Source organism: Erwinia sp. LJJL01 (genome assembly GCF_047300805.2).
In the GTDB taxonomy this organism is placed as follows: Bacteria; Pseudomonadota; Gammaproteobacteria; order Enterobacterales; family Enterobacteriaceae; genus Erwinia; species Erwinia aphidicola.
In genome coordinates this window covers 3,394,515-3,413,481 of record NZ_CP178576.1, presented here as the reverse complement: position 1 = coordinate 3,413,481, position 18,967 = coordinate 3,394,515, and the positions used below count along the sequence as shown (strand labels likewise).

Annotated in this window: 18 protein-coding genes and 1 pseudogene; 11 read left to right on the top strand and 8 right to left on the bottom strand. The window is 56.5% G+C overall.

Features of this window, described 5'->3' with window-relative positions:
* Positions 1-81: 81 nt before the first annotated feature.
* The gene (locus tag ACLI4M_RS16930; protein WP_133624107.1) at positions 82-1,197 is read right to left on the bottom strand and encodes an SLC13 family permease; all 1,116 of its coding nucleotides are present in this window, start codon (positions 1,195-1,197) and stop codon (positions 82-84) included.
* A 16-nt stretch (positions 1,198-1,213) separates the two neighbouring features.
* Positions 1,214-1,666, bottom strand: a complete 453-nt coding sequence (gene mntR / locus ACLI4M_RS16925; protein ID WP_048916604.1) for a manganese-binding transcriptional regulator MntR — start codon at positions 1,664-1,666, stop codon at positions 1,214-1,216.
* A gap of 523 nt (positions 1,667-2,189) precedes the next feature.
* Here mntR and ACLI4M_RS16920 point away from each other — a divergent pair.
* Entirely contained in the window at positions 2,190-3,770 is a 1,581-nt protein-coding gene (locus ACLI4M_RS16920) for a phosphoethanolamine transferase (protein WP_133624108.1), read from the top strand.
* 69 nt (positions 3,771-3,839) lie between these two features.
* Here ACLI4M_RS16920 and ompX read toward each other — a convergent pair whose 3' ends face one another.
* A complete protein-coding gene (gene ompX, locus ACLI4M_RS16915; RefSeq protein WP_048916606.1) occupies positions 3,840-4,349 on the bottom strand; it encodes an outer membrane protein OmpX in 510 nt (169 codons plus the stop codon).
* Between the two features lie 363 nt (positions 4,350-4,712).
* On the opposite strand from ompX, the gene rhtA reads away from it, so the two are divergent.
* Positions 4,713-5,609, top strand: a complete 897-nt coding sequence (rhtA, locus tag ACLI4M_RS16910) for a threonine/homoserine exporter RhtA (RefSeq protein WP_133624109.1) — start codon at positions 4,713-4,715, stop codon at positions 5,607-5,609.
* 362 nt (positions 5,610-5,971) lie between these two features.
* A complete protein-coding gene (gene dps, locus ACLI4M_RS16905) occupies positions 5,972-6,475 on the top strand; it encodes a DNA starvation/stationary phase protection protein Dps (protein WP_048916608.1) in 504 nt (167 codons plus the stop codon).
* A gap of 209 nt (positions 6,476-6,684) precedes the next feature.
* Here the strand turns inward: dps and ACLI4M_RS16900 are convergent, their stop codons facing one another.
* A complete protein-coding gene (locus tag ACLI4M_RS16900; protein WP_290369425.1) occupies positions 6,685-6,810 on the bottom strand; it encodes a hypothetical protein in 126 nt (41 codons plus the stop codon).
* Positions 6,811-6,893: 83 nt separating this feature from the next.
* On the opposite strand from ACLI4M_RS16900, the gene glnH reads away from it, so the two are divergent.
* The 4 genes from glnH to ybiO all read left to right on the top strand — a co-directional run bounded on the left by glnH (position 6,894) and on the right by ybiO (position 11,490).
* Positions 6,894-7,640 (top strand): glutamine ABC transporter substrate-binding protein GlnH, encoded by a 747-nt coding sequence (gene glnH / locus ACLI4M_RS16895; RefSeq protein ID WP_048916609.1) that lies wholly within the window; start codon positions 6,894-6,896, stop codon positions 7,638-7,640.
* 98 nt (positions 7,641-7,738) lie between these two features.
* Positions 7,739-8,398, top strand: coding sequence for a glutamine ABC transporter permease GlnP (gene glnP, locus ACLI4M_RS16890; RefSeq protein ID WP_048916610.1), 660 nt, complete (start codon positions 7,739-7,741; stop codon positions 8,396-8,398).
* On the top strand, positions 8,395-9,117 hold the full coding sequence (glnQ, locus tag ACLI4M_RS16885; RefSeq protein ID WP_048916611.1) for a glutamine ABC transporter ATP-binding protein GlnQ: 723 nt from the start codon (positions 8,395-8,397) through the stop codon (positions 9,115-9,117). Before glnP ends, glnQ begins: the two co-directional genes overlap by 4 nt.
* Before the next feature lie 120 nt (positions 9,118-9,237).
* Entirely contained in the window at positions 9,238-11,490 is a 2,253-nt protein-coding gene (gene ybiO / locus ACLI4M_RS16880; RefSeq protein WP_133624110.1) for a mechanosensitive channel protein, read from the top strand.
* Between the two features lie 4 nt (positions 11,491-11,494).
* On the opposite strand, the gene rlmF is transcribed toward ybiO, so the two are convergent.
* Positions 11,495-12,424, bottom strand: coding sequence for a 23S rRNA (adenine(1618)-N(6))-methyltransferase RlmF (rlmF, locus tag ACLI4M_RS16875; protein WP_166643188.1), 930 nt, complete (start codon positions 12,422-12,424; stop codon positions 11,495-11,497).
* Positions 12,425-12,528: 104 nt separating this feature from the next.
* Here rlmF and ACLI4M_RS16870 point away from each other — a divergent pair, with 104 nt between their 5' ends.
* Entirely contained in the window at positions 12,529-13,158 is a 630-nt protein-coding gene (locus ACLI4M_RS16870; RefSeq protein WP_133624112.1) for a flavin reductase family protein, read from the top strand.
* A gap of 263 nt (positions 13,159-13,421) precedes the next feature.
* Positions 13,422-13,944 (top strand): annotated as a pseudogene (locus ACLI4M_RS16865) (5' nucleotidase, NT5C type).
* A 24-nt stretch (positions 13,945-13,968) separates the two neighbouring features.
* On the opposite strand, the gene hutG reads toward ACLI4M_RS16865, so the two are convergent.
* Positions 13,969-14,757, bottom strand: coding sequence for an N-formylglutamate deformylase (gene hutG / locus ACLI4M_RS16860; protein ID WP_133624114.1), 789 nt, complete (start codon positions 14,755-14,757; stop codon positions 13,969-13,971).
* Entirely contained in the window at positions 14,754-15,983 is a 1,230-nt protein-coding gene (hutI, locus tag ACLI4M_RS16855) for an imidazolonepropionase (RefSeq protein ID WP_133624115.1), read from the bottom strand. Before hutI ends, hutG begins: the two co-directional genes overlap by 4 nt.
* An 81-nt stretch (positions 15,984-16,064) precedes the next feature.
* Here hutI and ACLI4M_RS16850 point away from each other — a divergent pair, with 81 nt between their 5' ends.
* The gene (locus tag ACLI4M_RS16850) at positions 16,065-17,420 is read left to right on the top strand and encodes a formimidoylglutamate deiminase (RefSeq protein WP_133624116.1); all 1,356 of its coding nucleotides are present in this window, start codon (positions 16,065-16,067) and stop codon (positions 17,418-17,420) included.
* Complete coding sequence (locus ACLI4M_RS16845) at positions 17,417-17,962, top strand: HutD/Ves family protein (protein WP_133624117.1); 546 nt, start codon at positions 17,417-17,419, stop codon at positions 17,960-17,962. The genes ACLI4M_RS16850 and ACLI4M_RS16845 overlap by 4 nt, the downstream gene beginning before the upstream one ends.
* A gap of 3 nt (positions 17,963-17,965) precedes the next feature.
* Here the strand turns inward: ACLI4M_RS16845 and hutC are convergent, their stop codons facing one another.
* Positions 17,966-18,721 (bottom strand): histidine utilization repressor, encoded by a 756-nt coding sequence (hutC, locus tag ACLI4M_RS16840; protein ID WP_133624118.1) that lies wholly within the window; start codon positions 18,719-18,721, stop codon positions 17,966-17,968.
* Between the last annotated feature and the right edge of the window lie 246 nt (positions 18,722-18,967).

Below are 18,967 nucleotides of genomic sequence, written 5' to 3'. Positions count from 1 at the left end.
TTACGGAGCAAAGCCTCTATAACGATAGAGGCTAAATTGACAAATGCCAGGCTTTCTTGACGAATACAGATTTGCCTGAGGTCAGGCCGCACGAATTACCATAAGCAGAATCCATCCACTCGCCAGCGCCCAGGCCAGCATCGGCAGAGAGTAGAGGTGGAAGTGCCACCAGATAGTGCGATCTTTCGCCATACGCAGCGCAATCAGATTCGCCAGCGAACCCGGCAGCAGCCCGAAGCCACCGATATTGACCGCCCAGGCCAGCAGCAGAGAAGGCGGCAGACTGCTAAGCAGCAAGATGGTGGCCGGTACGTTGCTGATAACCTGCGACAGCCCGGCGGCCAGCAGATATTGCCCGCCGTGGGAGAGCTGCCCCACGGAGGCTAATGCGCTCTGCAGCACCGGCAGGCGGGTGAGCAGGAACACGTCAATAAACATGGCGATAAACACCACCAGCAGGCTCCAGTCGATGCTGAGCAGGATGCGGCGCGACAGCAGCAGGAAGCTGACAAACACCAGCAGCAGTCCCCAGGCAGCCACATCCAGCTCCAGTGCCACGATAAACAGCACATAGAGCAGCGCGCTTGCCACCAGCAGCCGGCGTTGCCAGGAAGCGTCTTCCTGCCCGGCATGGCGCTCGATTCTCTTTGGCGGGAAACAGATAGCGGTCAGCAGCAGCAGGCTCAGCACCAGCCACGCTGCCAGCGGCAGCATCTGCCAGATAAAACCGGCGAATCCCAGCTCGCCGTGGCGCCATAACAGGATGTTTTGCGGGTTACCGATCGGCGTCAGCAGCGAACCGGCGTTGACCGCCAGCGCTTCAAAGATGATCAGCCGGGCAATCGGCAGTGCGGAGTATTTGCGCAGCGATAAGGTCAGCGGCACCAGGATAAACAGTGCCACGTCATTGGTCAGAAAGGTGGACAGCAGCGCGGCGGCAGCAACCAGAAACAGCGCCAGCTGGCGCTGATGGTGAAAGCCCTGCACCAGTCGGCGCCCCAGCACATCGAAATAGCCGCTGGCTTCGATGCCTTTGGTCAGCATCAGCAGGCCGCACAGGGTCACCATGGTAGGCCAGTCAACGGCACGCGGCAGTTCGGCCAGTTTAAAAGGAACGAAGCAGGCCAGCAGCAGGCCCAGAACCACTAACAAATGCAGAAATCGATCGTGCAAAAAAGGTCTGAGCAGTGAGGTCATGCTGGCGCACCTGGCGTTATTGACGGCTTTCGCTGAATTTTTGGAATATTGCCAGCGTCTCATCGCTGACGTGATGTTCGATACCTTCCGCATCGCGGCGCGCCGTATCCGGGCTGATGCCTAAGGCCAGCAGGAAAGATTCGACGATATGATGGCGTTCGCGGCTCTCTTCAGCCAGCGTTTCACCTTCCGGCGTCAAAAAGACGCCGCGATAAGGCACCTGTTCTACCAGGCCTACGGTAGCAAGGCGCTTAAGCATTTTTGCCACGGTGGGCTGTGACACGCCCAGGCGGGCGGCCATATCGACCTGGCGAGCTTCGCCAAACTCCCGAATCAAATCTGAGATGAGTTCAACATAGTCATCGATCAGCTCACGACGATGTGCTTCACGTACCTGGCGGAAGCCTTCGACATGCTCTTCGATATCTTTCAGTGGCGCGGGCACTGCAACTTTTGCGCGACGACTCATTCAGCTTCCTCTTGTTCTTATCCACTACGACTATAACCCTGCCGCAGCGGTCATTGGTGGCACATTGTAAACGAACCACTGAGAAGCACAAAATTTAGCGTAATAGCACTGGTTAAGAGTTATAGCCTGTGCTATACCTGTAGATAATTCACTCATATCCTGACTGACCGGAGGGCCATCAGATGAAATTACCCCTAATCCTGAAATTATTTAGCCGCTCGCCGTTTACGCTGCGCTTAATGCTGCTGGAAATGTTGACGCATCCGAAGCCTGGTCCCCAGGCTTCTTAAAACCCGCAGACGCTGCCCTTCACTATTTTGTTTGCTGCTTCACAGAACGTATTGATATTGCTGGTTGCCTTTATTCAAAACAGCGATTATCTTGCCAGCCTTTCGTAAAGAGTGCAGGCAGTCGGGCCCCCCCCTCCTCCTTATCTTCTGATGTCTTACGAGCTGTATCGGCAGTCAGTGGCTTCGGTGTGCATCGAAGCGGCCGCTTTGGAATGACCTGATAAGAACCCATAATGAACCTGACCTTAATTAAAACTGCGACGGCGGTGCGTTACCGTGCGTGGCTTAGCCCGTATATTGGGCTGTATCTGCTGTTGTCCGTCCTGATCAATCTGTCTTTTGGCTACCCGCTTAGCGGCCTTTACAGCCTGGCATTTTGCGCGCTGCTGATGCTGCTGGCAGCAGTTGCGCCCAGAGCGCAGAAGTGCCTGATTGCTATCGCTGCGCTGCTTGCCGGATTTTACTACCCATTTGGCCAGGTTTATGGCCCGCCGAACTTCAATACCCTACTGTCACTGCACGCCACTAACGCTGAAGAAACCAGTGAGATCCTGGCCATCTTCCCGCTGCACGACTATCTGATTGGGCTGGCTATTCTGGCGCTGGGTCTCGTCGCGCTATGGCGTAAACCGATGCCAGCGCAAGGCTGGAGCCATAAGGAGAGCGCCTGCCTGGCATTTGTCGTGGTGGCATGGCTGACCCAGCCGCTGCTCAACCAGATGACCGGCGGCGTGTTCAACCTGAAAGACACCGGTATTCCGCTGGCGCGCTTCGTTAAAGACACCGTGGAGAGCAAGTTGTCGGTCGACAAAGAGATCGACCGCATGAACCAGCTGGCAACGCTGAAAGATGACTGGCACGTGACCGCGGTAAAGCCGCACCAGCAGATCTACGTGGTGGTGATCGGTGAAAGCGCCCGCCGCGATGCGCTGGGCGCGTTCGGTGGCCGCTGGGACAACACGCCGTTCGCCAGCCAGCTCAACGGGCAGTTTTTCACCCACTACAGCGCTGCGGCCTCATCCACGCAAAAGTCTCTCGGCCTGACGTTGACTCAGGTCGTGGGCGGTAAGCCGGAATATCAGAACAATATTATTACGCTGGCTAACCGCGCCGGATTCGATACCTGGTGGCTCTCCAACCAGGGGCAAATTGGCCAGTTCGATACCCCGATTGCCAGCATTGCCCGCCGGGCAAAAACGGTGCACTTTTTGAAAGATGGGGATTTCGAAGCGGATAAAGCCACGCGCGATGAGGACCTGCTGAAGTACACCCCTGAGGCGCTTGCCCGCCCGGTGGATCGCCCGCGCCTGCTGGTTTATCACCTGGTTGGCTCGCATCCGAAAGCCTGCGACCGCACGCGCGGCCGTTACGTAGAACGCCTGCACTCGCTGGAAACCTCCTGTTATCTCTACAGCATCACCCAGACCGACGGTTTTCTGCAGCAGCTGTGGCAACAGCTGCACAGCAGCGGCCTGAGCTTCTCCCTGATCTATTTTTCCGATCACGGGCTGGCACTGAAGGAGAAAGGGACGCGCAATGAGTATCTGACTCATGACGATAAGTATCGCCAGAATTTTGAGGTACCGCTGTTTATCACTTCCAGCGACGACAGCCGACACCAGCTGATCCCTGCTGCACGTTCGGCAAATGATTTCCTGCTGCTGTTCTCCCAGTGGAGCGGCATCCAGGCGCGGGAAATTGCGCCGGGCTATCGGTTTGTTTCCGCTGATAAAGCGCCGCCGATTGAAGTGACCAACTTCAAGCTTCAGCGCCTGCCGTTCAGCCAGCTTCAGCAGGATCCGTTCGGAAAATAGAAAAAAAAATCCGCCCCTTGGGGCGGATTCTTCAGCGCTGAACCGGTAAACGGTTCTGGCGGTGACAACTTAGAAGCTGTAACCTACGCCAGCAGTCCAGGTGCCAACGTCAACGCTGCGGATACGGCTCTGCTCGTAGCCCACGTCCAGAGCGATGTCCTGGATTGGGTTGAACTGCAGGCCAGCACCGTAGGAGAAACCTACGTCGCTTGAATCAGATTTTTCACGGTTTGGTTCGTTGTACTGGTATTTACCGTAGCCGATACCTACAACGCCGTAGATGCTTGCCCAGTCGTTCAAACGGTAAGCTGGACCACCAGTGATGCCGTAGTACTGGCCCTTGATGTAGTCGCCTGCGTCAGTACGATCTTTCTCTGTGTAAGTGAAAGAGCCGATGTAGCCCAGAGCATCGCTGCCGTTTTCGTAGCGGTACTTCAGGTTGAAGCCGTTAGCTTTGTTAGCAACGCCCTGATAGTCGCTCTGCGCATAACCAGCAGAAACGGTGCTTTTTGCCATTGCTGAACCAGCAGATACTGCCAGAACGCAAGCCAGTGCTGAAAGACATGCAATTTTTTTCATAAACCACCTCAAATGTGAAAGTACTTCTCTCCTGACAACGCTGAAAATATAACAAAAAACAGCAAGAAACTCTGCCCTGATTTCATTGTCTAATGAAAAGTTTGGTGTAACAGAAAGTTAATGATGCAATGTATGTCATTCTTTTTACTTATGATTATCACCAAATCCTGCCGGGCAATTATCACTGTAAAAAAAGGTTCATTGAGATAATTCCTAATTGATTTTGACATTTCTTTACCAGAATGGCCCTATTTTCACCCTTTCCTGACAATTTTTTTGCCCGCTCACAGCGTTTTTTTTCGCCTTACAGTACACTGAGGCCGTCATTTTCATGTCACGGATCAACAAAGGCTGGAATACAGGATGTCCTTAACTCATGCAAAGCACGCTGTCTGGTTACCGGTTCTGGTACTCATCATTGCAATGACTTCGATTCAGGGAGGCGCCGCGCTGGCGAAAACCCTGTTTCCGACCGTGGGCGCGCCGGGTATCACTGCGCTGCGACTTGGGCTGGGCACCCTGATACTGTGCCTGATTTTCAAACCCTGGCGCCTGCGATTCAGCCGCAGCCAGCTGGTACCGCTGGCAATCTATGGTCTGGCGCTCGGCGGGATGAATTATAGCTTTTATCTGGCGATCCGCACCGTTCCCCTCGGCATTGCCGTGGCGCTGGAGTTCACCGGTCCGCTGGTGCTGGCGCTGATGGGTTCGCGCCGACCGCTGGATTTTATCTGGGTGGCGCTGGCGGTGGTCGGCCTTTACTTCTTACTGCCAATCGGCCACGACATCGGAAGTGTTGATCCACAAGGGGCGTTGCTGGCCCTCACCGCGGGCGCACTGTGGGCGCTGTATATCCTTGCCGGGCAGCGGGCGGGCAGTCAGCACGGACCAGCCACCGTCGCGGCGGGGTCGCTGATTGGTTCACTGGTGTTTGTTCCGCTCGGGCTGATTTATGCCAACCCCGGGGTCTGGACGCTCTCTTTAATTCCGATTGGCCTGGCGATAGCCGTGCTCTCCAGCGCCCTGCCCTACTCGCTGGAAATGGTGGCCCTGACGCGCCTGCCGGCTAAAACGTTCGGGACGTTAATGAGCCTGGAACCGGCGATGGCGGCCATTTCGGGCATGCTGTTTTTGGGTGAGGTTCTGAGCCTGGTACAGTGGCTGGCGCTGCTGGCTATCATTGCCGCCTCGGCGGGCTCTACCCTGACCATGCGCCCGTCGAAGCAAAAAATCGACCCGGTCAGTGAGCTAAGAGAATAAACGGTTCTCACCTGCTGGTATAATCGCTGTCGGGTGAGAATTATCTTATTAGTTAATAACAAAATACCCTCAGGTGAATAAAAGGTTAATTACTCCTCTCTGACATATTTTGTTATCCTTTCAATTAAAAAATAACCCCAATAACGCAAATTAAATTAAAATCATTATAAAACAGCAAGATAAAACCAGAATAACAATGAAAATCATTCTTATCCTTATTTAAAAAAGGACCTGTTTACGTTTATTTAGTCAACAGCGTGCTGCTATCCCATCAATAGGCGCTAACTTCCGAGCAGGCCTTAAAAGCGGTGCTATACTTAATCCCGTATTTAGGACAACCTGGCTATTAAGAGGATATTAATATGAGTACCGCTAAACTGGTCAAAGCAAAATCTTCCGATCTGATTTACACCCGTAACGACGTGGCTGAAGACGAGAAAAAAGCCACTATCGAGGTGCTTAATCGTCTGGTTACCGAGTTTATCGATCTGTCGCTGATCACCAAGCAGGCGCACTGGAACATGCGTGGCGCGAACTTTATCGGCGTGCATGAGATGCTGGATGGATTCCGCACCGCAATTACCGAGCACCAGGATACCATTGCAGAACGTGTGGTGCAGTTAGGTGGCGTGGCGCTGGGCACAGTGCAGATCGTGAAGGATAAAACTCCGCTGAAAAGCTACCCGCTGAATATTCACAGCGTGCAGGATCACCTGAAAGCGCTGGCTGACCGCTACGCAGTGGTTGCTAACGATACGCGCAAAGCGATTAGCGAAGTGCCGGATGAAGACACCGCCGATATCTTCACCGCGGCCTCTCGCGACCTCGATAAGTTCCTGTGGTTTATCGAATCTAACATCGAATAATTCCGTTACTGCGCCCTGTCCGGCGCAGCTTTTGGAAACCCTGAACCCCAAAGCAGCTGCCGCGTCAGCTGCTTTTTTTTTACCCACCGCTCACAGCAGCTGCCCGGCAAATTGAGCGCTTCTCCCCCCTTTTCAGGTTAAAAATCAGAACTCCATAGCAATAAATTGTTACCGTGCGACATTATCTGTTGTCTTTATCCGATAATTTGTTAAAACTGCCCTGCACCACAAAAAACATCACGCACCAAAATAAGGCACCAAAAGAGTGCAACAGCCTGAATCGTATCAGCTGCTTTAAGAAAAATCGCAATTAACCCGCTGTTTTTCATCGTCATTGCAAACCTGGCACGATTCTTCCATAGGGCTGCGGGCATTTAATTGGGAAAGACCTTTCCTGAAAAGCGATAAGGATAAAATGATGAAGTCAATTTTTAAGGTTTCACTTGCCGCGCTGACGCTGGCATTTGCTATGTCTTCCACAGCCGCCGACAAAAAGCTGGTCGTTGCTACCGACACCGCTTTCGTCCCTTTTGAATTCAAACAGGGTGACAAGTATGTCGGTTTCGACATCGACCTGTGGGATGCCATCGCGAAGCAGCTGAATATGGAATACACCCTGAAGCCAATGGATTTCAGCGGCATTATTCCTGCACTGCAAACCCGTAATGTTGACCTTGCGCTGGCCGGTATCACCATTACTGACGAACGTAAGAAAGCGATCGAATTCTCCGACGGTTATTACAAAAGCGGCCTGCTGTTGATGGTGCGTGCCGATAACGACAAAGTGAAAAGCATCAAAGACATGGAAGGCAAAGTGCTGGCAGTGAAAAGCGGCACCGGTTCGGTTGATTACGCAAAAGAGCACATCAAAACCAAAGAGCTGAGTCAGTTCCCGAACATTGACAACGCCTATATGGAGCTCGGTATTGGCCGTGCTGACGGCGTGCTGCACGATACGCCAAATATCCTCTATTACATCCATACCGCTGGTAAAGGTAAGTTCAAAACCGTCGGTGACTCTATTGAAGCACAGCAGTACGGTATCGCGTTCCCGAAAGGCAGCGACGACCTGCGTGAAAAAGTGAACGGCGCGCTGAAAACGCTGCGCGACAACGGCACTTACAACACACTGTACAAAAAATGGTTCGGCAGCGAACCTAAATAATTATAAAAACAGCTTTTAGCTTAAACGCAGAGAACGGGATTTCTGCCTCTGCGTTTTTTCCACTTCAACAAAAATGGTTTTAGATCCGGAGAATTAACATGCAGTTTGACTGGAGCGCCATCTGGCCTGCTATTCCAATCCTGCTTGAAGGCGCCAAAATGACCCTGTGGATTTCGGTCCTGGGCCTGCTGGGCGGCGTGATTATCGGCCTGGCCGCTGGCTTTGCCCGCGCTTACGGTGGCTGGATTTCACGTAACATCGCGCTGGTCTTTATCGAGCTGATCCGTGGCACCCCGATTGTGGTGCAGGTGATGTTTATCTATTTTGCTCTGCCTATGGCACTGCCTGACTTCAGAATCGATGCGTTGACCGCTGCAGTGGTCACGATCATGATCAACTCCGGCGCCTACATCGCGGAAATTACCCGTGGTGCGGTGCTGTCGATCAACCGTGGCTTCCGTGAAGCCGGTCTGGCACTGGGCCTCTCCAGCCGCGAGACGCTGCGCTACGTGATTATGCCGCTGGCGCTGCGCCGCATGCTGCCACCGCTGGGTAACCAGTGGATTGTCAGCATCAAAGACACCTCGCTGTTTATCGTCATTGGCGTGGCGGAACTGACCCGTCAGGGCCAGGAAATTATTGCCGGTAACTTCCGCGCGCTGGAGATCTGGAGCGCCGTTGCCGTTATTTATCTGATTATTACGCTGGTGCTGAGCTTTGTTCTGCGTCGCCTTGAGAGAAGGATGAAAATCCTGTGATTGAATTTAAAAACGTATCCAAGCACTTCGGTGCTACCCAGGTGCTGCACAACATCGATCTGAAAATCAATCAGGGTGAAGTGGTGGTGATTATCGGGCCATCCGGCTCCGGTAAATCTACGCTGCTGCGCTGCATTAACAAGCTGGAAGAGATCACCAGCGGCGATCTGATCGTCGATGGCAAAAAGGTTAACGATCCAAAAGTTGATGACCGCCTGATCCGTCAGGAAGCCGGGATGGTATTCCAGCAGTTCCATCTGTTCCCACAGATGAGCGCGCTGGATAACGTCGCCTTTGGCCCTATCCGCGTGCGCGGCACGAAGAAAGCCGAAGCCCAGCGCCTGGCGCGTGAGCTGTTGGGCAAAGTCGGGCTGGCCGAGCGCGCCAACCACTTCCCTTCCGAGCTTTCCGGTGGTCAGCAGCAGCGCGTGGCGATTGCCCGTGCGCTGGCGGTTAAACCGAAGATGATGCTGTTTGATGAGCCAACCTCGGCCCTCGACCCGGAGCTGCGCCACGAGGTGCTGAAAGTGATGCAGGACCTCGCCGAAGAAGGCATGACGATGGTGATCGTCACGCACGAAGTGGGCTTCGCCCAGAAAGTGGCTTCGCGCCTGATCTTTATCGATAAGGGCCGCATCGCCGAGGATGGTAATCCTGACGAGTTGATCAGCAACCCGCCAAGCGACCGTCTGCGTGAGTTCCTGCAGCACGTGTCGTAATCTGTTCAGGGGCGGCGCCCGCTGCCCCTGCTTTCAATTTATCGCAAAATGCCCTCTTCCTCCCCCACCCGATAATCAGGGTCTATACTTTTCTGCTTTGCGCTACCCGAGGAGAAGAGGATGACAGGATTCGCCAGCACGCTGCGTATCACATTGCTGCTGCTGCTGTTTATCGGTGTGCCGCAGTCACAGGCCGTCAGCCTGCCCGCCGCCGCCGTTGCCGCTTCACACTCCCAGCAGAACAGCGATAATCAGTCCGAGCCGGATCTTAATGATAAAAAAGCCGCCTATGCTGCGCTGGCAAATATTCTCGCTGACGACCCGTCGCGCCAGGAGCTTATTGCACAGTTGCGAAACGCCGCTGCCGCGCAGCCATCGGGCAAAGCGCCGGTGCTCACGCCCCCGAAAGAGGATGAAGATAAAACCGTGTTGCAGGGCGTCACCGACGTCAGCCGCCACTTTGGCGCCGAGTTTGCCTCACGCCTGCAGCAGCTGCACAGCAGCATCGTTAATGCCCCGCATAAGCCCTTTAATCATCAGACATTTTTCAACGCCCTGAGCCATTTCGCCATGCTGGCGGGCGCGCTATTTACGTTCTACTGGCTGGTGCGCTGGGCGGTCTCCCCGCTGTACCGCCGCATGGGCGCGTGGGGGCGGCAGAAGAATGCCGACCGCCGCAGCTGGCTGCACCTGCCGGGGATGATTGCCGCGGCCTTTATCATCGACCTGCTGCTGCTGGCGCTGGCGCTGGTCGTCGGGCAGATCCTCAGTGACAATATGAATGCCGGGAGCCGCACCATCGCCTATCAGCAGGGGCTGTTCCTTAACGCCTTTGCGCTCATTGAATTCTTCAAGGCCATCCTGCGCCTGATGTTCTGCCCGCGCTTTCCCGAGCTGCGCTTCTTCCACCTCTCCGACGGCCGCGCTCACTACTGGAATACGCGCCTGAGCTGGTTGAGCGGGCTGATTGGTTATGGCCTGCTGGTGATTGTGCCGATTGTGGCGAATCAGGTGAACGTGCAGGTTGCAGCGCTGGTTAACGTGGCGATCATGGGGCTGATCACCCTGTGGGCGCTGTATCTGATTTTCCATAACCGGCGCAATATCCAGCAGGCGCTGGCGCGTCTGGCAGACCGCTCGCTCTCTTTCTTTGCGCTGTTTATCCGTGCGTTTGCGCTGGTGTGGCACTGGCTGGCGAGCGCCTACTTTATTGCGCTGTTCCTGTTTTCAATGTTCAACCCTGGCGACAGCCTGCAGTTTATGATGGCCGCCACAGTGCGCTCGCTGGCGATTGTCGGCATCGGCGCGCTGGTTTCCGGCATGCTGACGCGCTGGATTGGCAAAACTATCGTGCTCTCCCCGGAGCTGCGGCGTAACTACCCCGAGCTGCAAAGCCGGGTCAACGGTTGGGTGTCGGCAATGCTCAAGCTGGCGCGCGTGATCACCGTGTTTGCCGTCACCCTGCTGCTGCTTAATGCCTGGAACCTGTTTGATCTGTGGCACTGGCTGACGGTCGGCGCGGGCGAGAAGCTGGTGGATATTCTGATCCGCATCGTGGTGATCCTGTTCTTCTCCGCCGTGGGCTGGACGCTGCTGGCCAGCATGATCGAAAGCCGGCTGGCGTCTGACTCGCACGGGCGGCCGATGCCGAGCGCCCGCGCGCGTACCCTGCTGACGCTGTTCCGTAATGCGCTGGCGGTAATTATCAGTACCATCACCATCATGATCCTGCTGTCGGAGATTGGCGTGAATATCGCCCCGCTGCTGGCAGGGGCCGGGGCGCTGGGCCTGGCCGTGTCGTTTGGTTCGCAGACGCTGGTGAAGGATATTATTACCGGCATCTTTATCCAGTTCGAGAATGGCATGAATACCGGCGATCTGGTGACCATTGGCGCCATCACCGGCACCGTGGAGCGCATGTCTATCCGCTCGGTCGGCGTGCGTCAGGATACCGGGGCTTACCATATTATCCCGTGGTCTTCGATTACCACCTTTGCCAACTTCGTGCGCGGCATCGGTTCGTTTGTCGCCAACTATGATGTTGACCGTCGTGAAGAGGCTGAAAAGGTGAACGCCACGCTGCAGGCGGCGGTGAAGGAGCTGCTGGAAGACGAGAGCATTCGCGGTATGGTGATCGGCGAGCCGTCATTTGCCGGGCTGGTCGGGCTGACCAATCAGTCATTTACCGTGCGCGTGTCGTTTACTACTCAACCACTGAAGCAGTGGACGGTGCGTTTCGCGCTGGATGGCATGGTGAAGAAGCACTTTGATAAGGCAGGCATTAAGGCACCGCACCAGACGGTGCAGGTGATGCAGAGCGGGGTCGATATTGAAGGTGCCGCCAGTTATCAAGCACTGACGGCACCGGAGTAAGGCATTATTTGCTGAGTAACTTAGTGCGCTGTGGCTGTTCCATAAAAGTCCAGGCAATAAAGCGGCTCTGCTTCTGCCCCTGCGCCATATCAATGGTGCGCACGGCGGCGACGTCGGCCTCCTCCAGCGCACGCCACAGCTCCGGCAGGTGCTCTTTGCGCGATACCAGCGTGGTGAACCACACGCACTGGCGGGCAAAGCTGACGCTCTCCTCGATCATGCGCAGGATAAAGGCCACTTCGCCACCTTCGCACCACAGTTCGTCCTGCTGGCCGCCGAAGTTGAGCGGGGATTTACGGTCCAGGCCGAGGTTGCGCAGCTTACGCTGGCTGCCCTGATGCGCCTCTTCCGCCGAGGCGTGGAACGGCGGGTTACACAGCGTGGCCTGATAGAAGTCACTTTTGTGGATCACGCCGTTGAAGATCGCTTTGGGGTCTTTCTGGCGGCGCAGACGGATAGCGCGATTCAGGCCCGGATTCGCGGCAATAATGCCGTTAGCGCCGGCCATCGCCTGCTCGTTCACTTCGCTGCCGGTAAAGCGCCACTGGTATTCACTGTGGCCAATCAGCGGGTAGATCAGGTTGGCGCCGCAGCCGACGTCCAGCACGTTAATTTCACGCGGCACCACGCGGCGGTTATCTTCCGCCAGCAGGTCGGCCAGGTGGTGGATGTAGTCAGCGCGCCCCGGCACCGGCGGGCAGAGAAAACCCGGTGGGATATCCCAGTGGGCGATGCCGTAAAAATGGTGCAGCAGCGCCTGATTCAGCGCCTTCACCGCGTCCGGGTTGGCGAAGTCGATTGACTCGCTGCCCCAGTTGTTGACCGCCACAAACGGTGCCAGCGGGGGATGGCTGGCAATCAGCGCAGCGAAATCATAGCGGCCGCTGTGGCGGTTACGCGGGTGAAGCACATTTTTTTCGACGGGGGTTTTCATTGGCGGCTCTCTTATCGGCAGGCGCGTAAGATACCTGCTGTGGTAATAATGGTAAACCACTGACGCCATTTTTCCGCGTTACACAATTTTTTCAGGGAGGTTTTATGTCACGTACACGCTATTCCTATCAACCGAAGCTGGGCCACGGCCTGCCGCACGATCCGCTGAATGCGATTATCGGCCCGCGCCCGATTGGCTGGATCAGTTCGCAAAACGCCAGCGGGCAGCGCAATCTGGCGCCCTACAGCTTCTTTAACTGCTTTAACTACCGCCCGCCGATCGTCGGCTTCGCCAGCAGCGGCTGGAAAGACAGCGTGGCCAATATCCAGGAGACCGGCGAATTTGTCTGGAACCTCGCGACCCGCCCGCTGGCGGTGCCGATGAATGAAAGCTCAGCCTCGCTGCCGCACGGCGAAGATGAGTTCACTTATGCCGGTCTGACGGCTGTCCCTGCCACGCAGGTGAATGTCAGCATGGTGGCGGAAAGCCCGGTCAATTTTGAGTGCCGCCTGTCGCAGTGCATTCAGTTGCAGAGTGCCGACGGTGAACAGATCCCGACCTGGCTGGTGCTGGGCGAAGTGGTGGCGATTCATATTGATGATGAGCTGCTGGTCGACGGTATCTATCAGACGGCGAAGGCCGAACCGATCCTGCGTGCCGGCGGCCCAAGCGCCTATTACGGCATCAGCGAGGCGCTACGCTTTGATTTGGTCAGGCCGGATGCGCGCAAGTAGATATTGACCGCTTTTTTGCGATCGGTGTCGGGCGCTGGCGTTTACCATTACCGAACTCACCCACCCCATTATCCGTGATGTGCTGCACTGGATACGGGTTGAACGGCTGGATATGCTAAGCCTGCGCTTTGAACCGCAGGAAGGGGTGCTGGAACTGGCCTGAATTTCAGCGCATTGAGGATGTAAATGAAGCCCGTCGCCTTTACGCGATGGGCTTTTTTGTTATCATGCGGGGCTTAACAACAAGAAGTCATGGAGTGATTATGCAACGCATTGCTATCGATATGGATGAGGTTATCGCTGACTTTCATCCTAAAATGGTAAAAACATGGAACAGCCATTTCTCTCAGCAGCTGACGCTCGATGAGCTGAATCTGTTCAGGCTGCATCAGGAGGATCCTGACAAGCTGGGTGAGATTTTCGAGCTGGTTGGCGACCCGACATTTTTTGCTGACCTCGACGTTATCGAAGACAGCCAGCGGGTGATTGCCCGGCTGAGCGAGCGGTACGAGATTTTTATTACCACCGCCGCAATGGAGGTCCCGACCTCGTTTAACGCCAAATTTCAGTGGCTGAAGACGCATTTCCCTGATATCAGACCAAGCAATATTGTGTTCTGCGGCAACAAAAGTATTATCAATGCCGATTATATGATCGACGACAATGCGTTTAACTTCGTCAATTTCTGCGGGGAAGGCCTTCTCTATTCTGCGCCACACAACCGTTCTGGTTACGGGCTACCGTCGCGTGGAAAACTGGCGAGATATTGAAACCCTGCTGCTGTAGCAGCAGGGCCTGACCGCAGGCGCGTTAGCGGTAGTGATACTGCAACAGCGTCTCAATCAGCTGCTGCAGCAGCGGCTGCAGCTGAGCCGCTTTATCCCCACGCCATTTGAACGGCGGTGCTTCTTCCATGTAGTTACACTGCGCCAGTTCCAGCTGCACCGCGTGCTGGTTCTCCTGCGGTTTGCCATAGGCGCGCGTAATGTATCCCCCCTTGAAGCGCCCGTTCAGCACCCAGCTAAACTGCGATTGTGCGCCACAGCGCGCGGTCAGCTGTTGCGCCAGACGTGGGCTGCAGCTTGCCCCGTCGTTGGTGCCGAGATTCAGGTCAGGCAGCTGCCCCTCGAACAGGCGGGGGATCGCTGAAGCGATCGAGTGGGCATCAAACAGCAGCGCATAGCCGTGCTGCTGCTTGATACGCGCCAGCTCCTGCTGAATTTTGCCATGATACGGCTGCCAGATATGCTGCAGATAGCCCGCCCGCTGCTGCGGAGTTGGCGTCATGCCCGGCTTGAAAGTCGCCGTGCCGTCAAACAGCGTTTCCGGGTACAGACCCGTGGTGGCCGTGGTGTAGAGTGCCTGATTATCCGGCGGACGGTTCAAATCGATCACAAAGCGTGAATAGTTTCCCACCAGCACGCTGACGCCCATCTCACGGGCGAAATCGTACAGTTTTGGAATATGCCAGTCGGTATCCGGCAAACCTTTTGCCGCATCACTCAGCCCGGCTTCCACCTCTGGCGTTAACAGCGTTCCCGCGTGGGGAATACTTAGCAGCAGCGGCAGTTTACCGGCGCTGAATTGAAAAGCGTTCATCGTTGTTCTCCTCGGTCTGCACCTCTAAACACCACCCGGCACGGCAGCTGCCCGCCGAGCCAGTAAACCAGTTCTGCCGGGCGCGTCAGCGGCCAGTGCACGAAGTCCGCCAGCTTACCGACCTCCAGCGAGCCTATCCGCTCGGCCAGCCCCAGCGCGCGCGCGCCGTGCAGCGTGACGCCTGCCAGCGCCTCTTCCGGCGTCATGCCGAATAGCGTACAGCCCATATTGAGCATCAGACGCAGCGACAGCGCGGGCGAAGTGCCCGGATTGGCATCGCTCGCCAGCGCCATCGGCACCTGATAGCGGCGGAACAGTTCAACCGGGGGATGCTGCTTTTCGCGCAGCAGGTAGAAGGCACCCGGCAGCAGCACCGCTACCGTGCCGTGTTGCGCCATCGCCGCCACGTCACGTTCAGTGGCGTATTCAAGATGGTCAGCTGACAGCGCGTTAAACCCTGCAGCCAGCGCACCGCCACCCAGGGAAGAGAGCTGCTCAGCGTGCAGTTTAACCGGCAGGCCAAGCTGTTGTGCAGCGCTGAACACCCGGCTAACCTGCTCAGGTGAAAACGCCAGATGCTCACAGAAAGCATCAACCGCATCCGCCAGCTTCTCTTTAGCAACCTGCGGCAGCAGCTGCTGGCAAATCACCTCGACCCAGGCATCGGGCCGGTCTTTATATTCCGGCGGCACCGCATGCGCCGCTAAACAGGTAGCTTCCACCTGCGCGGGCACTTCTGTAGCCAGCTGACGGATGGCTTTTAGCATGCGCAGCTCACTGTCAATCTCCAGCCCATAACCGGACTTGATCTCGACGGTGGTGACGCCCTCTGCCAGCAGATGCCCCAGGCGCTGACGGGCGCTGGCCACCAGCGTATCCTGCGACGCCGCCCGCGTCGCGCGCACCGTGGAGATAATCCCCCCGCCCTGCGCAGCGATCTCGCTGTAGCTGACGCCGTTCAGTCGCTGCTCAAATTCGTGACTGCGGTCGCCGCCAAAAACCAGGTGGGTATGACAATCCACCAACCCTGGCGTCACGATGCCGCCGCCAAGGTCGGTACGCTGCTGCGCCACAATATGCGCACTTTGTGATAAAGGCCCGATCCAGACGATTTTTTCGCCACTCACGGCGATCGCGCCCTGTTCAATAATGCTATAGCGCCCGTCGCGCATAGTGACGATATCGGCGCCGAACCATAAATGGTCACAGCTGAGTTGCTGGTTCATCCGCTCTCCTGCGTTGTGCGCTTTACTGTTGTTTCATAAGTATGTATATGTATATACAACCTCATTGCACAGGAAGCAACCATGACTCGCTTTTTTGCGCCCCGCGCCCTGCTGGCTGAAGGCTGGCAACATAATGTCCTGATTGAAGTCGATCATCTGGGTAACATCGCCGCTCTCACCGCCAACAGTACGCCACAGGATGCACTGCGTCTTAAGGGTAGCGTGCTTCCGGCGATGGCTAACCTGCATTCTCACGCTTTCCAGCGCGCCATGGCCGGGCTGGCCGAAGTTGCCGGTAATCCGCAGGACAGCTTCTGGACCTGGCGCGAACTGATGTACCACATGGTGCAGCGCCTGACGCCTGCGCAAGTGACAGCGATCGCCAGCCACCTTTATGTCGATATGCTGAAAGGCGGCTATACCCAGGTGGCGGAATTCCACTATCTTCACCATCAGCCCGACGGTCAACCCTACCCTGATGACGCGATGCTGGATGCGCTGATCCTCGCTGCAGAGCGCAGCGGCATCGGCCAGACTATGCTGCCGGTGCTGTACAGCTTTGCCGGATTCGGTAGCCAACCCGCGCAGCCCGGGCAAAAGCGCTTTATTCAGGATGCCGACAGCTACCTGGCGCAGCAGCATCGCCTGCGAGAGAAAATCGCCGCTAAGCCATTGCTGAATCAGGGACTGTGCTTCCACTCACTGCGCGCCGTTAACCAGCAGCAGATGCGCCAGGTGCTGGAAAATAGCCCATCCGACCTGCCGGTGCATATTCATATTGCCGAACAGGAGAAAGAGGTCAACGACTCGCTGGCGTGGAGCGGTGAGCGCCCGGTTAGCTGGTTACTGGACCGCTTTGCCGTGGATGCGCGCTGGTGCCTGATCCACGCCACGCATCTGGATGAATCTGAGATCGCGCGCCTCGCCGCCAGCCAGGCCGTTGCTGGCCTGTGCCCGACCACCGAAGCGAACCTCGGTGACGGCATCTTCCCCGCCACGCAGTATGTGGCGCAGGGTGGCCGCTGGGGAATTGGCTCCGACAGCCATGTCTCGCTGGATGTCGTCGAGGAGCTGCGCTGGCTGGAGTACGCCCAGCGCCTGCGTGACCGCCGCCGCAACCGCATCGTTACCGCGCAGCAACCCTCGGTGGGTGATGTGCTCTATCAGCAGGCGCTGAGCGGCGGTGCGCAGGCCTGCGGGATGAAAATTGGCAGCCTGCAGGTGGGCTATCGTGCCGACTGGCTGGTGCTGGCCGACGACGCCCTGCTCGCCAGCACGCCGGATGCGTCACTGCTGAACCGCTGGCTGTTTGCCGGCAACCGCGCGCAGATTCAGGACGTGTTTGTCGCCGGGCAGCAGCGGATTAACCACGGTATGCATGCGCAGCAGGCTGAGATCGATGCCGACCTGCGCGAAGCCCTGGAGGCACTGCGATGATCCAGCGTTATGACAGTGAGCAGTTACCCGTCAGCCGCTGGCGCAACGGCGGCGGTGAGACGCGGGAAATCATCAGCTATCCACTAGGCGTGGTAGATTTCGACTGGCGCATCAGCATCGCCACCATCGCCAGCGACGGCGATTTTTCCACGTTTCCCGGCATTGATCGCATTATCACTCTGCTGAGCGGCGATGTCGCACTCTACCGCCAGGGCGCGCTTATCCAGCATCTTGCCCTTAATCAGCCGTTCGCTTTTCCGGGTGAAGAGGCTATTGCCGCCCGTCTGGCAGGCGGTTGCAGCACTGACTTCAATATTATGGCGCGCCGCAGCCGCTATCAGCCGGAGGCGGGGATCGCCACCCAGCGCTTTGCCCCGCAGGATGAGGTTAGCGGCGTGGTGTATGTGGTTGCCGGAGAGTGGCAGTGCGCAGATGGGGTGCTGGCCGCAGGCCAGGGCGCCTGGTGGGAGGATGGTGCCGGGATGTTTGTCCCGCTGAGCGAAAACGCGCAGCTGCTGTGGGGAACGTTAATTCCCCGCTAAACTTCAGCCGTGGCCCTTAAAACGCCCCAGCAGCTTATAGCGCGACCCCGGGTAGAGCAGCTTTGCATAGGTCACCACTTTGCTGTCGCTCCAGGTCTGGCGGCGGATCAGCAGACAGGGCTCCTGCGCTTCAATGGCCAAAAGCTGGCACTGCTGGGCATCCGGCAGCACCGCTTCAACGATATGCTCCCCGGCGGTTAAAGGAGCGACGCGCATCAGATAGGTGTAAGGCGTCTGGCTGTGATAATCCTGCTGCAGATAATCAGGCGCCACCAGCGGGTTGACCACGCGCTCTTCCAGCTGCACCGGCAGGTCATTTTCAAAATGGACGATAAGCGACTGGAACAGCGTTTGCCCGGTGCTTAATCCGAGCACCGCCGCCTGCTCTGGATCGGCTTTGCTTTCGCGCAGCGTGAGAATTTTGCAGCTGTGGCGATGACCGCGCTGGGCAATCTCTTCAGCAATATTATGCACTTCCAACATCGCGGTGTAGCCTTTCATCTCCGCGACAAAGGTCCCCACGCCCTGCATACGCATCAGATAACCTTCGCTGGTCAGCTCGCGCAATGCCCGGTTGATGGTCATCCTGCTGACGCCGAGTTCATTGACCAGTTCGCTTTCGGACGGCACGCGCTGGTTGGCTTTCCATACCCCTTCACTAATCTGGCTGATAATCGCCTGCTTGACACGCTGATAGATCGGCGCGGGCTGATCGCTCATGGCGGCGGAGAGTTGTGAAATCGCAGTCTGCACGACCATAGCAAGTTCCTTATAGTGGTAATAACGGGCAGTTTACTGACTTCATTCTTAAATGTATATACATCCTCTTTGCACCGGAAAATGGCAAATTGAACCCGCATGGTGCAGCGCAGCGTCGCGCAGGGCGCCTGCTGCGCGTCAGTCGAGTTTAAAAGTGCGCTCAAAGCAGCCAAATTCATATTTGTGACGCAGGTGGCACAACTCTTGCTGGTTGTATAGACAAGACTATACACATGTGATTCACTC